This is a genomic window from Pseudomonas psychrophila (assembly GCF_001043005.1).
GTDB lineage: Bacteria > Pseudomonadota > Gammaproteobacteria > Pseudomonadales > Pseudomonadaceae > Aquipseudomonas > Aquipseudomonas psychrophila.
This window is the reverse complement of the sequence record NZ_JYKZ01000003.1, coordinates 458,797-474,259: the sequence shown is the minus strand read 5'-3', so window position 1 is coordinate 474,259 and position 15,463 is coordinate 458,797. Positions and strand designations below refer to the sequence as shown.

16 protein-coding genes are annotated in these 15,463 nt (G+C 58.2%); 7 read left to right on the top strand and 9 right to left on the bottom strand.

What is annotated here, in order from left to right:
* The 3 genes from TU76_RS25215 to TU76_RS11370 all read right to left on the bottom strand — a co-directional run.
* On the bottom strand, nt 1-141 hold a 141-nt coding region (locus TU76_RS25215), incomplete at its 3' end, for a hypothetical protein (protein WP_162207957.1).
* A 317-nt stretch (nt 142-458) separates the two neighbouring features.
* Entirely contained in the window at nt 459-1,211 is a 753-nt protein-coding gene (gene hutC / locus TU76_RS11375; protein ID WP_046809884.1) for a histidine utilization repressor, read from the bottom strand.
* 134 nt (nt 1,212-1,345) lie between these two features.
* The gene (locus TU76_RS11370; protein ID WP_046809883.1) at nt 1,346-2,050 is read right to left on the bottom strand and encodes a YoaK family protein; all 705 of its coding nucleotides are present in this window, start codon (nt 2,048-2,050) and stop codon (nt 1,346-1,348) included.
* Nucleotides 2,051-2,309: 259 nt separating this feature from the next.
* On the opposite strand from TU76_RS11370, the gene TU76_RS11365 reads away from it, so the two are divergent.
* Nucleotides 2,310-2,984: a histidine phosphatase family protein gene (locus TU76_RS11365; protein ID WP_046809882.1), complete on the top strand. Its 675-nt coding sequence runs from the start codon at nt 2,310-2,312 to the stop codon at nt 2,982-2,984.
* A 16-nt stretch (nt 2,985-3,000) separates the two neighbouring features.
* Here the strand turns inward: TU76_RS11365 and TU76_RS11360 are convergent, their stop codons facing one another.
* On the bottom strand, nt 3,001-3,939 hold the full coding sequence (locus TU76_RS11360; RefSeq protein WP_048351665.1) for a DMT family transporter: 939 nt from the start codon (nt 3,937-3,939) through the stop codon (nt 3,001-3,003).
* A 269-nt stretch (nt 3,940-4,208) separates the two neighbouring features.
* Between TU76_RS11360 and TU76_RS11355 the strand changes: the two genes are divergently transcribed.
* On the top strand, nt 4,209-5,147 hold the full coding sequence (locus tag TU76_RS11355) for a LysR substrate-binding domain-containing protein (RefSeq protein WP_048351664.1): 939 nt from the start codon (nt 4,209-4,211) through the stop codon (nt 5,145-5,147).
* Nucleotides 5,144-5,365, top strand: coding sequence for a YgdI/YgdR family lipoprotein (locus TU76_RS11350; protein WP_046809879.1), 222 nt, complete (start codon nt 5,144-5,146; stop codon nt 5,363-5,365). The genes TU76_RS11355 and TU76_RS11350 overlap by 4 nt, the downstream gene beginning before the upstream one ends.
* A gap of 28 nt (nt 5,366-5,393) precedes the next feature.
* Here the strand turns inward: TU76_RS11350 and TU76_RS11345 are convergent, their stop codons facing one another.
* Genes TU76_RS11345 through TU76_RS11335 form a run of 3 tightly spaced genes read right to left on the bottom strand, consistent with a single transcriptional unit; the run spans nt 5,394 to nt 8,160 of the window.
* Complete coding sequence (locus TU76_RS11345) at nt 5,394-6,686, bottom strand: NAD(P)/FAD-dependent oxidoreductase (RefSeq protein ID WP_048351663.1); 1,293 nt, start codon at nt 6,684-6,686, stop codon at nt 5,394-5,396.
* The gene (locus TU76_RS11340) at nt 6,683-7,339 is read right to left on the bottom strand and encodes an amino acid ABC transporter permease (RefSeq protein ID WP_048351662.1); all 657 of its coding nucleotides are present in this window, start codon (nt 7,337-7,339) and stop codon (nt 6,683-6,685) included. The genes TU76_RS11345 and TU76_RS11340 overlap by 4 nt, the downstream gene beginning before the upstream one ends.
* Before the next feature lie 59 nt (nt 7,340-7,398).
* Nucleotides 7,399-8,160 carry an ABC transporter substrate-binding protein gene (locus TU76_RS11335; protein ID WP_046808659.1) on the bottom strand — a complete coding sequence of 254 codons (762 nt, stop codon included), beginning with the start codon at nt 8,158-8,160 and terminating at the stop codon, nt 7,399-7,401.
* Nucleotides 8,161-8,330: 170 nt separating this feature from the next.
* Here TU76_RS11335 and TU76_RS11330 point away from each other — a divergent pair, with 170 nt between their 5' ends.
* From TU76_RS11330 to TU76_RS11310, 4 genes are all read left to right on the top strand, one after another.
* On the top strand, nt 8,331-9,107 hold the full coding sequence (locus TU76_RS11330; RefSeq protein ID WP_046808658.1) for an IclR family transcriptional regulator: 777 nt from the start codon (nt 8,331-8,333) through the stop codon (nt 9,105-9,107).
* Nucleotides 9,108-9,648: 541 nt separating this feature from the next.
* Nucleotides 9,649-9,780, top strand: coding sequence for a hypothetical protein (locus tag TU76_RS25760; RefSeq protein ID WP_269457714.1), 132 nt, complete (start codon nt 9,649-9,651; stop codon nt 9,778-9,780).
* Nucleotides 9,781-10,840: 1,060 nt separating this feature from the next.
* On the top strand, nt 10,841-11,569 hold the full coding sequence (locus TU76_RS11315) for a carbonic anhydrase (protein WP_019826465.1): 729 nt from the start codon (nt 10,841-10,843) through the stop codon (nt 11,567-11,569).
* Between the two features lie 84 nt (nt 11,570-11,653).
* Nucleotides 11,654-13,183, top strand: a complete 1,530-nt coding sequence (locus TU76_RS11310) for a SulP family inorganic anion transporter (protein WP_046808657.1) — start codon at nt 11,654-11,656, stop codon at nt 13,181-13,183.
* On the opposite strand, the gene TU76_RS11305 is transcribed toward TU76_RS11310, so the two are convergent.
* Together TU76_RS11305 and TU76_RS11300 are read right to left on the bottom strand one after the other, a co-directional pair.
* A complete protein-coding gene (locus TU76_RS11305) occupies nt 13,169-14,182 on the bottom strand; it encodes an AraC family transcriptional regulator (RefSeq protein ID WP_048351659.1) in 1,014 nt (337 codons plus the stop codon). The two genes, TU76_RS11310 and TU76_RS11305, sit on opposite strands and share 15 nt — an antisense overlap.
* An 81-nt stretch (nt 14,183-14,263) precedes the next feature.
* Nucleotides 14,264-15,439 carry an MFS transporter gene (locus TU76_RS11300; RefSeq protein WP_046808655.1) on the bottom strand — a complete coding sequence of 392 codons (1,176 nt, stop codon included), beginning with the start codon at nt 15,437-15,439 and terminating at the stop codon, nt 14,264-14,266.
* Nucleotides 15,440-15,463: the final 24 nt, after the last annotated feature.

The window sequence follows — 15,463 nt, the reverse complement described above, 5'->3', positions numbered from 1 at the left end:
CTGATTCTCGGCCACTTGCGGGTCGAGGTTGTTCATCAACATCCGCAGCGGCGCTTCGGTCATCCAGCTTTTAGCAGTGAGCTGGGTGCCACGGGCGGCGCGGATTTCACCATCACGGTGACGGGTGTGAGCAGTGGTCATGGGGCAGTCCTTCATCAAATGGCATCAACGTCATACGGTGAAGTGCGATAGGTGCGCACTTATACCAACCTGTATGTACAAGTGAATGCAAGTGAAGGGCCAACACGCAAACACCCGCGCGCGAAAAGGTGTCTGAATCGATATAAATATTTTTTAAATCAATGAGTTAAAAAATTTACGTTTTTTAATGAAAGAACATCACGCACGGAAAAGCTGCAAAAAAGTGCCGCAACTTTGTGCATAAACAGGCGGGAAGGTAACAAAAACGCACCAAAAGTAACGCGAGTAACACATCGTTACCCGCTACGAGGGGCCACTCAGTTGCCGCACTGACCCTGCAGGCGATAGCGCGTTCCCGGGTACACCAGCCGGGCGCACCCCACCATCCCTTGAGCCGCCCAGGTGCGGCGGCGAATCAGCAGGCACGGCTCGTTTCGCTTGACGTGCAACAGGCGACACTCTGCAGATTTTGCATGGATCGCTTCCACCACATGCTCGCCGCCGGTCAATGGCGCTAGGTTCATCAGGTAGGCATAGGCCGTGGTGCGAGTGAAATCCTGCTGCAAGTACTCAGGGGCAATCTCGGCATTCACGTAGCGCTCTTCAATTTGCACGGGCACTTCGTTTTCGTAATGCACCATCACCGAGTGAAAGAACCGCTTGATGCCGTCCAGGGCGAACGGCATGACAGGCGTGACCTTGGCCGGGACCTCTTCGAGCACGATGACTTCACAGCGATGCACGTGGCCACGGTCAGCGATTTCCTGGGCAATGTTATGGATTTCGAATAACGCCGCATTGCCTTTGGGCACCGCAACAAACGTCCCCACGCCTTGCATGCGCACCAGCAGCCCTTCGATTGTCAGTTCACGCAGTGCGCGGTTGATCGTCATGCGACTCACGCCCAACAGGGCAAGCAACTCACTCTCGGAGGGCAGCTTGGAGTTGGGCAGCCAGGCACCTGAACGAATTTTTTGCGCAATGGCCTGCTTTACGCGCGCGTACAGCGGCGCAGGACTCTCGATGGAAAATGACTCAAGGGATGAATTGTCATCGACTGACTTGGACACAACGACTCCTGTTCGTGGGGGTGGGCATGCCAGGGGGGCTTGATCAGTTTGCACGCCGTGAGCAAACGGATTGAAAACACACCCTCGTGCGCCGGAGCAGTTTACGCGCAGCGTGAGCGAAGCAAAACGGGCGTTTAACGCGGCATGTAATCGCGCTGCCAGCGGCGCGGGATTCTCAACGAAAGCAGCCCGAGGACGGCGGCAAAACCGGCACTGAAGAGCATGGCCTTGAGCCCGAACTGTGCCTCCAGCAGTGCGCCCATGACCGCGCCCAGCAGCATTCCCGTCCATGGCACCAACTGCACGCGCCAGCCACTGCGACGCTCGCCCAGCACCCATCGGCCAAGGCCCCGGCCAAAACGTGATAACGCCCCGGTTACATAGGTCAGGCCCACCGGCAGTCCATTGACCTGTTCCACCGCCGCATTGAGCATGCCCATGGCTACAATGGCGGCCAGCAACGCCGGCACTTGGGTGGCGAACGGCAGTAGTGCCGCTGTGCACAGCAGACCCGCAATCACCAGCATCAACGGCAGTGCGCGCCGCCCTCCCCAGCGCGCCAGCAAAACCCCCAGGGCGTTGCCGACAATAAACGCCAGCACCGCGAATAACAGGCGCACCACCAGGCTCAAGTCGCCCTCGCCAATGGCTACCGCCAGGCGGGTGGTATTACCGCTCATGAATGAAACGAAATCACCGGTGGCCAGAAAGCCAATGGCGTCAGTCATGCCCGCCAGCACCGACAGGCTGGCAACCATTGCCAGCCCCACTCGCCCGCGCCAGGCACGAACACGCAGATGCACGGGATTGCTCGGTTTTCTGAGGGGGGCTGGAAGCATGGTGTAAGCCTCTGAAGAGTGACTCGACTAAAGAGAGAACGATTTTGTCATACAAAAAAGCCACCATAGCACTCGACCTGTAGGACCATTCCCAATCTAGCGCAGGTAAAATCGAACCAAATTTGAAAATGGCATCTAATGATTGCTTGGAACAAGGATGAGAAACACAGGTTGTGTAGTAATGACAGGGATAAACACACGCGCGATGTGCTCGATGTGCCAGGCCAGTCAGCCTTAATGCTGTATGTAGAAGAGCCCCATGACTCAGTCTGTTTGGAATAAATTCCGACTCAAAACCTACGCACTGGCGGCAGCCCCGCTGTTACTGATTGCAGGCGCCGTGACGCTGGCCGTGCATGCAGATGATGTGTTTGCTCAGCCGGTTGATGGCGTACAAACTCTGGTATTTATGCGTCACGCCGAAAAACCGGCCGACGGCCTTGGCCAGCTCACCTGCCAGGGACTTAACCGCGCAATTGATCTGGCCACCCTGCTGCCGCAACGCTATGGCAAGGCCGACTACGTGTTTGCCGCCAACCCGTCGCGACAAGTGGAAGAAGGGGCTGATGACGATGCTTACAGCTACGTGCGACCGATGATGACCATCAACCCCAGCGCCATCAAACTGGGCTTGCCGATCAATCTGGAGTACTCAGCCAACGACACCCGCGCACTGGCCAAGGAACTGACCGACGACCAGTATCACAACTCCACCATCTACACCGCGTGGTCGCACGGCTATTTGCCGGAGCTGATCAACAACGTCGCCAGCCAGGCCCTGGGCAAGAAGACTTCACTGACCGAAGACTGGCCCGGCAGTGATTTCGACTCGTTGTACGTGCTGACCCTGACCTGGAAAGATGGCAAGGCCACCCTGCTCAGTCGCGCCGAAAAACAGGACCTCAACAATGGGGCTCATACCTGCCCTAGCTGATTGGCCCGCACATGGATCACGGCGCGAGCATTGTCCGCGCCGGGGCATGGCGGCGCACCGCCCAACTCACGCCCCCAAGCAGCAATACAACCGCCACGGCTTCGGTCAAAGTCGGCCAGCGCTGCAAGTAAACAAAGCCATAGAACAACGCAAACACCGTTTCGAACACAATCAACTGCCCGCTCAGGGTCAGCGGCAGGCGGCGGGACGAAGCATTCCACATGCGATTGCCAAACCATGAACCGAGCACCGCACACGCCAGATTAACCATCCAGAACATCTGCCAGCGCTGATCACTGACCTCGACCGTCACTGCGTCCAGGGACAATACATGGGCCATACCCCAGATCATCAGACCCAGCACACCCGTGGTGACGCCCCACAGTGTCGACCACTCACCACTGTCAAACTGGCTGTGTTTCAAATACCGCGCATTCTCGATCGCAAACCAGCTCCAGCACAGCAAGGCGCCGAGCCCGCACAGCACGCCCAGAACCTTGTCCCCCAGCGGCTGCTGCGAAGTGCCGCCGAACAAGGCTTCAAGATTGATGCAAAGCACGCCGCCCAGCACCAGAAGCAGCGGCCAGGCCAGCCTCGCCAGTGGCACCGCTCCGGCATCGCGGCGCCCCAGCCAGGTAATGCTCAGGGGCAACACCCCCACAATCAGAGAGGCGGCCGCAATGCCTACCCACTGAATCGATGCCGCCAGCAGCATGTAGTAAACCAGGTTGCCCAGCAGTGCGAACTTGACCAGTGTGAGCACATCGCGCCGGGTGAGCTGGCCCAGCAAACGCCGCGCATGGGGCAGCAACAAAAGCAGCGATACGGCCCCGTACACAATAAAACGCCCGCAGCTGAGCAACAGCGGGCTGAATTCCGGCAACAGCTTGGGCACCAGAAACACCAGCCCCCACACTGCACCTGCCATGCCTGCATAGACTATTCCGCGCTTCATTCAACACTCTCAAACAGTTCAGTATCGAGTGAGCGTAAGCGGCCCTGCGATTTGTCACAAAAGATCATTTGGCATGCTGGTATTCCGTGCAGGAATGCCTTATACCGTCACTCCGCGGCAGGATAGCCGTGCCGGACAGGTATCCGGTCGGCCAGCAAAACCAGATTCTCAGCAGCTACAGGGCCTGAAGGAAACTTCAACTGTGGGAGGGTTGACTGGCAACAGAGTAACTACAGCATTTGCGCGGCATTCCAGTGACGAGAGGCAACATGAATCGCTATTCGAAAAACCTGCCACCTCTGGACAGCCTGATCACCTTCGAAGCGGTCGCACGCAATGGCAGCTTTACCCGTGCGGCAAGCGAGCTGTGCTTGACCCAAAGCGCGATCAGCAAGAAAATCCGGGCCCTGGAAGACAACCTCAAACTGACCTTGTTTGAACGCCAGGCGCGGGGCATTTGCCTGACGCAGGCAGGAGCAAGTCTGCTCAGCGAAGTCACTACTCTGCTTGAACGCCTGCTGCACGGCGTCAACCGGATCAAGACGGCCCATGCCCCCAACTCGGTCACGGTGCTCTGCACCCATGCCGTGGCGCAGTTCTGGCTGTTTGGGCGATTGCTCGCGTTCAATACCGAGCATCCGTCCATAACGGTGAATATTCACGCCAGCAACGACATCCACGAATCCAGCGTCGCAGATTACGATTTCACGATTTTATACGGCGCCGGTCACTGGTCATCCCTGAATGCTGAGCCATTGTTTGCCGAAAGGGTCTACCCTGTTGCCCGACCTGATTTGAAATTGAAACGCGTCAATGAGCCCTCAGACCTTCAGGACTTGCCCCTGATTGAACTGGACGCCTCGCAATGGAACTGCATGGACTGGCGCGACTGGTTCGCGCATTTCGGCCTGGAGCACAAGCCCGATGCGAAGCGGCCGACCTTCAATCAGGTCACCCTCGCCTATCAGGCAATCGTGCAAGGCATGGGCGTGGGGCTGGGATGGGACTTTATGGTCAAGGACAAAATCGACAAGGGCGAACTGCGCCGCGTGGGTCCATTTGAATTTTTCAGCTCTAACGCGGACTATCTGGCGCACTCTCGCCATAAAACGCTGTCAGATGCAGCACTAACTTTCCAGCGCTGGCTGCTCGACGACGCCCGGCGCGAACACTCTCCACATTGCCAAGAGCTCAAGGTACACCCATGAAAATCAACGCTATCGGTTTACCCCTGCTTGTGGTTGCCTTGCTGGGACTGGCAGGTTGCGCGACCCCGAGCGTTGTAACCCTGCAAAACGGCACGCAGTACCTGACCAAAGACCTGCCAAAGACCACGAACAAGGACGGTCTCTATGAGTTTGTGGACATTGCAGGCAAACACATCAAGGTCAGGGCAGCGGATGTCTCGACAATCAAGTCTGATTGAAGGTTAGCGCCAGGTACCAGGCCACCCGTCACCCATGCAAGGCATCCAGCAACCGGTAGTAGCTGATGCCCGCTGCCACGTACAAACGCTGCAAGCTATGAAAGGGAATTCTGCGAATCGGCGTCACCGGGAACGGGAAGTCATCGCTGGTTCCCAAGATGCGGGCCGCGAGGTGTTTGCCCAGGGTGGTGGACATCGCAATGCCGCGCCCGTTGTAGCCCATCAGGATTGACAGGCCCGGTTGCGGTTCGTGCAGTTGCGGCAGCACGCTGTGGTTAAGTGCCACGCGACCGCTCCAGCGGTACTCAATCGCAACGCCTGCCAACTGCGGGAACACGTTGATCAGCGAGCGCTCCAGATGCGCCCAGTCTTCGTTGCGGCCCGGCTCGGAAAACGGCCCACGGCCACCCAACAGCACTCGCCCTTGAGCATCCTGCTTGAAGTACAGCAACAGGCGCCGTGCATCCGAACACACTTCTCCACCCGGCAAAATCGTTTTGCGCAGTTCCGGCGAGAGCGGTCGAGTCGCGATCATAAAGCTGTTGGCCGCCAGCAAGGTTTGCCGCAAACCGGGCCATAAACCATCGGTATAGCCATTGGTGGCCAACACCACCCGCTCGGCCGTCACGGTGTGACCTTGTGCAGTGCTCAGTTGCCACTGCGTACCGATGCGCCGCAAATCGGTCACCCGGCTATCGCTGTGAATCATCGCCCCACGGCCCAACGCCGACCGGGCCAGTCCACGGGCATAATTGAGCGGGTGCAGGCTCCCGGCACGAGGGTCAACCCAGCCGCCCACATAGTTTTGCGTGCCGATGCGCTGGCAAACGGCATTGCCGTCCAGCAACTCAGCAGCCACACCACGCTGCTGCCATTGCCGGGCGCGGTGCTCCAGGGTTTTCATCGTGGCACTGGAGTACGCGGGTTGAATCCAGCCCTTGCGTGTTGCATCGCAGGCGATGCCGTACTCGCGAACCAGCGAAAACACTTCGTCAGCCGCCCCGCCGCACGCCTCGATAATCTTTTCACCGCGCGCCGCGCCAAAACGTTCGATCAACTGGTCAGGATCGTATTTGAGCCCGGGAATCACCTGCCCGCCGTTGCGCCCCGAAGCACCCCAGCCAGGCTCTCCTGCATCCAGCACGCACACGCTGACACCCGACTCGGCCAGGCGCAGTGCAGTCACAAGCCCCGTGTACCCGGCGCCGACAATTGCCACGTCCACCCGCTTGTTTTGCGCGAGTGGCTGGGTCATCGCAGCGGTGCGAGCCGTGGCGGACCAGAGCGAAGGCGGCAAGGTGAGTTTCGACGTTGCTTTCATGTACGCCTCCGCAGCGCAAAACGGCCTTCCAGACGACGCAAGCCATAAGACAGCGGCAAACTCATCGACAGATAGAGCAAGGCAACCAGGGTGTAGACCGTCATGTTTTCAAAGGTCGAGGAAGCGATCAGTTGCCCTTGGCGCGTCATCTCGGCCACGGTGATGGTCGACACCAGCGAGGAGTCCTTGAGCATCATTACCAGCGTGTTGCCATAGGGCGGCAAGGCAATGCGAAACGCCTGGGGCAGCACAATGCGGCGCATGATCATCAGGCCACGCATGCCAAAGGATTCGGCGGCCTCGATCTGGCCAATGTCGATGGCCTGAATCCCGGCCCGGAAGTTCTCGGCCTGATAGGCCGAATAGGCAATCCCCAGACCAATCACACCGGCCTGCATGGCGCTGAGCTGGATGCCGAAGTCGGGCAAGACAAAATAGATGTAGAACAGTTGCACGATGATCGGCAACCCGCGAATCACATTGACCACGCCAATGGCGAACAATGCGATGGCGCGGATTTTTGAAACCATCATCAGCGCGAACATCAGGCCAATCACTGAACTGAGCAGGAACGAACCCGCCGTGACCTGCACAGTGACCACTGCCCCTTTGAGCAGAATCGGAAGAAAGTCCAACGCGTCCTGGAGAAACATAAACTACCTGCACACCGCTACAAGAAGTGGCCCACCGCAGAGCGGGGGCCACAGAATCATCAGTTCAGCTTCCACTTCTCGATGATGCGCTGCAGGGAGCCGTCAGCCTTGATGGCTGCAATGCCCTTGTTGACCTGTGCCAGTTTCTCGGCGTCGCCCTGACGCATGACCAGGCACACATCACCCATCACTACCGGCACATAGGTGCTCGACAGTTTCACGTCCGGGTTTTTACCCTGGGCCAACTGGTAGGCGATGATCGGGCGATCGCCGAAAGCAGCCTTGATGCGACCCAGTTTCAGGTCACGCATCAGGTCAGGAATAGAGTCGTAGCTGCGCACTTCCTTGAAGCCGCCGTGCTTGTTCAGGGCGTCGAGGAATACCGTGCCCACTTGAGCACCGACCACTTCACCGGCCAGGTCATCCATGGTCTTGTATTCTTTGGGATCGTCAGTCTGGACGATCAGGCCTTCGCCATAGCTGAAAATCGGATCGGAATACTGCACAACCTTTTCACGCTCAGGGGTTTTGAGCATGGCAGCGGAGATCAGGTCAATTTTGTTGGTGGTCAGCGAAGGGATCAGCGCGGCAAACGTGGTTTGCTGGATCTCGGTGTCAAACCCCCCTGCTTTGCCGACGGCTTCAGCGGCGTCGACCATCATGCCCTGGATTTTTCCGCTCTTGATATCGAGGAAGGTGAACGGGATACCTGTCGCCGTTGCACCGACTTTATAGACAGGCTCTGCAACAGCACTGGCTGATCCAATCAGTCCGGCTGCCATTGCGCATACAAGCGTCAGTACTTGAAAAGGTTTGTGCATAGCGAATCTCCCTGTGGTCGCTTTTATTGTTGCGGGGCAGCATTTAACACCCTTGCACCCTCTGGTACAAAATGCCGCCATCGACTATAACCAATTTACTTAAATCGTAAAGAGATTTATAAATATCGCATATCGATATTCATGACTCTAAAAAAAGCCAAGGATGCGCCATGAGCGATAGCAACAACCCTCTTTTCAACCAGTCACTGGAAAAGGGCCTGGCCGTACTTCGCGGCTTCGGGGCAGCGCGGCGCACCATGACTCTGGCGGATATCGCGCAGGTTGCGGGCATCAGCAAAAGCTCGGCCCAGCGCATGGTGCATACCCTTGAAGAACTCGGCTATGTGCGTAAGCACCCGCAAAGCCGACGCTTCCAGTTAACGCCCAAGGTTATGGAAATCGGCTACAACTATTTAGCAGCCGACATACTGGTCGATGTCGCAAACCCCTACCTGGCCGAGCTCAACCAGCTCACGGGCGAGACGGTCAACCTGACGGAGCCGGACGGCCTGGACATGGTCTATGTCTCGCGTTTTGTGGCACCCAAATTTATCCCGATCCACATGCCCATCGGCAGTCGAATCCCGATGTATTGCACCGGGGGCGGTCGAGCCTATCTGAGTGGCCTGGGGGATGACGAAATTCGCCGTGTGCTGCAAGACAGCACGCTGGCTGAGCTGACCCGCTACACCCTGACTGATGCCACCGCCATTTTTGAGCGTGTGATCACCAGCCGCAATCAGGGCTATGCCACCAACAAGGAAGAAATGTTCCTGGGCGACATGACCATTGCCGCACCGATATTCAACAGCAACGGCCTGCCGGTTGCGGCCGTGCATGTGGTAGTGCCGAGCAGTCGCTGGAGCATGGAAGAAGCCGAAGATAAATTAGCCTCGACCGTTATCCAGTGTGCCCGTGGGATCAGCAATTCGATCAGAACCTTGTAGCGGTCCCCGGTGGGAGCTAGCCCGCTCGCGATGCAGCCGGACGTAGCCTCGCACAGCTCGTCAACTGCTACGTATTCCTTGTAGATACTCTGTTGCCAACCGGCCTTTTAGAGAAATGTGCTTCGCTAAACAGGTCGGCCTGTAGGCCGCCTCGGCGGGCCGTTGATCTTGTTTTTGCACTGGTTTTTGATCTGCCTGCCCTTCGGGAGGCCGTACGCGGGGGCGAAAGCGCTTTGGTTACTTTGCCGCTTTTGCAAAGTGACTCGCTGTAAGAGCGAAACCATCATTTCAGTTAACTGCGGATGCCGGATATGTACCCCGTGTGCCCGTTGTTTTGCGAAGCGCCCGCAGCGATGCCGAGTCCATATCCATTCGATATGTCACGACTTTCTACGGGTTCCGCCCTTACAGCGGGTCACTTTTTCCAGACGCCGAAAAAGTAACCAAAAAGGCTTGCCCTACCATACGGCCGCCTCGCCCAGGCTCGGTGGTTCCCTCACTCCGGCACTGTCATGGGCATTCGCATCGTCTGGACATACGTGTGGCTCCAGCAAAAGCAAAAGCAAAAGCAAAAGCAAAAGCAAAAGCAAAAGCAAAAGCAAAATCCATCGCAGACGCCACAGAACCCTGCGCAGAACGTTTTAGCGCCAACATACAAGCCGCTGACGAGTAGAACGAGGCTGCGTTCGATCACGCAGCGGTCGCAAAACCGGAATACGCGGTTTACCTGATAAACCTGGGAGGCTGATTTTACGACGGCTACGTCGCAGTGGCGCACCAGGCCGAACGCAGCCTCGCACGGCTCGTCAGCTGCTACGGATCGTGAATGCAACCCACCAACCAGGCCGGCCGGTCGGCCGCCTCGGCGTGCAGTGCTTTTGATCTGCCCGCCCCTTCGGGAGGCCGAGAGGAGGTTCTGCGCAGTGGGTCGACCGGCATGGATGCCGGGAGAGCCGTGTTGGGCCAGGGATGGCCCGTCACGGCGGGCCCACGGAGCGGGACCGGAATGAGGGAACCTGAGCGCAGCGAGGGCCGTACGCGGGGGCGAAAGCGCTTTGGTTACTTTGCCGCTTTTGCAAAGTGACTCGCTGTAAGAGCGAAACCATCATTTCAGTTAACCGCAAATGCCGGATATGTACCCCGTGTGCCAGTTGTTTTGCGAAGCGCCCGCACCTATGCCGAGTCCATATCCATTCGATATGTCACGACTTTCTACGGGTTCCGCCCTTACGGCGGGTCACTTTTTCCAGACGCCGAAAAAGTCACCAAAAAGGCTTGCCCTACCATACGGCCGCCTCGTCCAGGCGCGGCGTCCTGCCGCGCCACCCCCATAACAGCACCTGCGTTCGGCCTTCTGTGATGGGCATTCGCGTCGTCTGGACATTCGTATGGCTCCAGCAAAAGCAAAAAACATCGCAGACGACACTGAACCCTACGAAAAACGGTTTAGCGCCAACATACAAGTAGCCACCGAAGGAACGAGGCTGCGTCAGGTTTGGTGCGCCACTGCGACGTAGCAGTCGTGGAATCGGTGATCGTGGTCGCCCTGAATCACCACAGCCGCTGTCGTTGCATGGCAACAAAACCCCCTCCCGCAATAGGTAGCATCCTCATATAAAGCCCGTGCTAGAGCAGTCAATTAAGGTTCAGTTAAGTTTAGGGCGCTAACGTGACCGACGAGTCACAAATGACTCGCATTAGCTTTTCCCCTGCTCTACCACAGAGGATGAACGATGGATATCAAGGTCACACAGCGCTCGGCTGCAGCTACTGCCCCTCCTGAAACGGAACAGGCTGGTGCAGCACTGCAGCTCATTGTTGAAGGTTTTCTGCACTTCCATCGTGAGGTCTTTCCACAACAGAAAGACCTGTTCAAAAAACTGGCCACCGCTCAACGCCCAAGGGCAATGTTTATCGCTTGCGCCGATTCTCGAATCGTCCCCGAATTGATTACCCAAAGCGCTCCTGGCGATTTGTTCGTCACCCGTAACGTCGGCAACGTCGTACCGCCTTATGGCGAGATGAATGGCGGGGTCAGCACGGCGATCGAATACGCCAACCTGGCACTGGGCGTACAGCACATCATCGTCTGTGGGCACTCAGACTGTGGTGCCATGCGCGCAGTACTTAACCCGCAAAGCCTTGAGAAAATGCCCACGGTCAAAGCCTGGCTGCGCCATGCCGAAGTGGCCAAAAGCATGGTTCAGGAAAACTGTTCCTGCGCCAATGAAGCTGAAAGCATGCACGTGCTCACCGAAGAAAACGTGATTGCTCAGTTGCAGCACTTGCGTACCCATCCCTCAGTCGCTTCGCGCATGGCCAGCGGCCAGTTGTTTATCCATGGTTGGGTCTACAACATCGAAACCAGCCAAATCAAAGCCTACGACGCAGAGTCTGGCAGTTTCCTGCCATTGGACAATCTCCAGACAATCCCTTGCGCGACACCTAAAGCGCGCTTCTAAACCTGTCCCAATGAGGTAGCAGTGGCGGCCAGGCATGACGCCAGGCCTTGCCACGCCCCAAGCCCCCCCCCAGGGAGAATCATCATGCGTGCTGCGCAATTAAAAGCAGTCCTGCCACGGGAGCTTTTGGCCTCTGTGGTTGTGTTTCTGGTCGCCCTGCCTTTGTGCATGGGCATCGCGATCGCCTCCGGGATGCCACCGGCCAAAGGCTTGATCACCGGCATTATCGGTGGCCTGGTCGTAGGCTGGCTGGCGGGATCGCCGCTACAAGTCAGTGGCCCGGCAGCCGGTCTGGCCGTGCTGGTCTTTGAAGTGGTGCGCCAGCATGGTATGGCCATGCTGGGGCCGATCCTGCTCCTGGCAGGATTTTTACAACTGGTGGCCGGACGTTTGCGCTTGGGCTGCTGGTTCCGTGTTACCGCCCCGGCAGTGGTCTACGGCATGCTTGCCGGGATCGGGGTGCTGATTGTGCTGTCGCAAATACATGTGATGCTCGACGGCGCGCCAAAGCCCTCAGGCCTCGATAACCTTGCAGGCTTCCCGCAGGCGGTGGCGCAAGCCATTCCAACCCTTGGCTGGCAGGCTGGCCTGCTGGGCCTGGCAACCATTGTGGTGATGTGGTCGTGGGATAAGCTGCGCCCGCAAAAATTGCGTTTCGTCCCCGGCGCCCTGCTCGGTGTGGGCCTGACCACGGCGGTCAGCCTGGTCATGGCCTTGCAGGTCAAGCGCGTCGAAGTCCCGGAAAACCTGGCGGATGCCATCGACTGGTTGCGCCCGGCCGATTTGCTGAGCTTTGCCGATCCCAATCTGTTGATCGCGGCGTTTGCGGTAGCCTTTATTGCCAGCGCAGAAACCTTGCTGTCCGCAGCGGCCGTTGACCGCATGCACAACGGCCAACGTTCCGACTTTGACAAGGAGCTGACGGCCCAAGGGGTCGGCAACATGCTCTGTGGTGTGGTGGGTGCGCTGCCAATGACCGGCGTGATCGTGCGCAGTTCGGCCAACGTTCAGGCAGGTGCCACCACGCGGCTTTCGGCAATGTTCCATGGCCTTTGGCTGCTGGCTTTTGTGCTATTGCTGTCCAGCGTGCTGCAAAGCATTCCGGTGGCGAGCCTGGCGGGCGTACTGGTGTATACCGGCATCAAGCTGGTAGACATCAAGGCTTTTCGCGGCCTGGCGCGCTATGGCCGCATCCCGATGCTGACCTATGCGGCGACCGCCCTCTCAATCATCTTCACGGACTTACTGACCGGTGTACTGCTGGGTTTCGGGCTGACCCTGGCCAATCTGGCCTGGAAGGCAGCACGCCTGAAAATCAGCCTGATTGATCTGCCCCAAAACGGCGAAATGGAGTTGCGGCTCAATGGCTCGGCGACCTTTCTCAAAGTACCGGCATTGACTCAAGTGCTGGCTCGCGTACCGGCAGGTAGCATCGTGCATGTGCCCCTCAATAACCTGAGCTATATCGATCACTCCTGCCTGGAGTTGTTTGAAGAATGGGGGCGGGCCAATGCCGCCAAGGGTTCGAAGCTGATCATTGAACCTCAGGGGTTGAAGCGACGCCTGGAAGGCCGACTGCGTACCACCCGTGGCCTGGGTTCAGCCACCGCCTAAAATCAAACCCCGGTAATGCCCGGGATTGGTTCCCGACCATTTGCGAAAGGCTTTGTAAAATGAGCTGGTGTCGGCAAAGCCCAAGCGCAGGGCGATGTCGGCATAGCTATGGTCGGGTTCGGCCAGCCAGCCAATTGCCAGTTCCTTGCGCACGCCATCCTTTATCCCCTGGAAGGTTTGCCCTTCTTCCGCCAACCGACGGCGCAGGGTCGATGCCGACATGCATAGGCTTTGCGCCATCCCCGGGGTTTCAGGCCACTGCACGGCAGGCAGTTGGCGCAAGTCCTGTTTGATCTGGCTGGCCAGGCTCTCAGGATCCCGGTATTTGACCAGAATATTGGCAGGTGCTTCGGCCAGAAAACGCTTCAGCTCCTGAGCGTTGCGCTTGATCGGTGCATCCAGGCAGTCGGCGGCAAAAATCATCCGCGTGCGTGGCCGCTCAAAGCGCAGATTCTCGGAGAACATCACCTCGTAGTCTTCGCAATAGTCGGGCGCTGCACAGCGCAACTCAATGGCCAGAATCGGTATTCGCCGCCCGGCCAGCCAGCAGGCAATACCGTGCACGATCATCCAGTAGGTGAAGTAGGTAAAACCACGGTTCGCCGGTTGCTCAGGCTCCTGCAAGACGATTTCCGCCAGGCTTTGCTGGCGCACTAATTGCGCCGGCAAACGCTCAAGCATCAAGGACAGGAAACCCAGCACCACCTCCAGCCCCTGCGCCAGGGTGGGCTGAGCCATGGCCGTGCGGCACATGAACTCCAGGCTGCCAGACCGCAGCTTGCGCGGATCCATGGCAAAAAACTCGTCATCCAGACGTCGCGCCAACAGACGCCACATCCGCGCATAAACCATCGCAGGGACACGGGCATCCGGCTCGTTGAGCAACTGGGGGGCAATGCCGACCTTGTGCAGCACTTCATCCGTGGCACTACCTGGCGCACAGCTCTGCAGCAGCGCCTCGCGCACCAGATGAATGGAGATGGTGTCCTTGTTCAACATTGGCCGTGTTCCAAGCCCGATGACGTGTCGTTGACGGCCATCTTAAGCAGCACGGATCAAAAAGCCAGCAGTACCTTAGGCTTATACGGGCAACGCCAGCGGCGGTGATGACAGGCGTTTGGCCAATAGCCCGGCAAAGGCCACCACCGGCACCACAGCCGTGGCCAGTGCCAGCCACAGCAGTCCGGCGAAACCGTCTGCCACCAGTTGTCCCGCCAGCGCTGGCCCCACCATTGAGCTCAAGGCAAACGCGGCAGGAATCAGCATGATCGAGCGACCGCTCGGATCGAGCCGGGCCACGGCGGCGGTCTGGTAGATGCACCCCCAGCAGAAACCCACTTCCCAGATCCAGGCACCCAGGGCATACATCACAAATCCCTGGGCATAGGCCAACAGCAACAAGCCCGTACCGATGACAGCCAGCACCAGCAGATGCGGCCAGCGCGAACCGAGGCGATCGCCAACCAGCGCCAGGGTCAGGGCCGCCCCACCGCCCAGCAGTTTAAGCACCGCAAAAACCACGCCCATCTGCGCCGGGGCCACGTCCAGCCCGTGCCCGAGACGTTCAAGAAACGCCCATAGACCAATCTGTCCGGCACCAAATACGAAAAAAAACCCCAGCGCCCAATAGGCGGGCACCGGGAAGCGAAAACGCCCTTGAAGGGAGCTGTCTTTAGCCAAATCTGCATGCACCGCAAAGTCACTGCGCCGAGGCAACGCGAAGGCGCTCAGGCTCAGTAACAGAATCATTGCCGCCAGCACCAGCGCGCCACCGGCGTAGTGAAAATTGCTGATCACCAGCGATGGCAGCACAAACAACACCAACGCCACCAACCCCAGCTCAATCCCCTGACGCATACCGAACGCCCGCTCCTTGTTGGGCATCTCGGCCATTATTCGCAACCCGAGACACGTCATGAGCGCGGCAAAAAAACCGATCAGTGCCCACAACGGCAACTGTGCAGGCGCCGGCAGTTGTGATGATGCCAGCAACGCTAGTGCCGCACCCAACGCACAACCAAAGGTCAGGGCGCGCCAGTTGCAGCGGTCAATAAAGCCCACCGCTACCAGCGTTCCTGCAAGATAGCCAGTGAAGCAAACAGAGCCGAGCAAACCGATTTGCGTCGGTGCGAAACCGAAACTGTCCGCCAGTGAGCCCAGCAAAATAGGCAGCGTATTGAAGGGCAAGCCGCCAATGGTTGAGGCCAGGCTCGCAGCCAACATAAAAGTCAGGGTTTTACGTTGGTTCAGCAACATTGGCAGTACCCTTCGTTCAAGCAA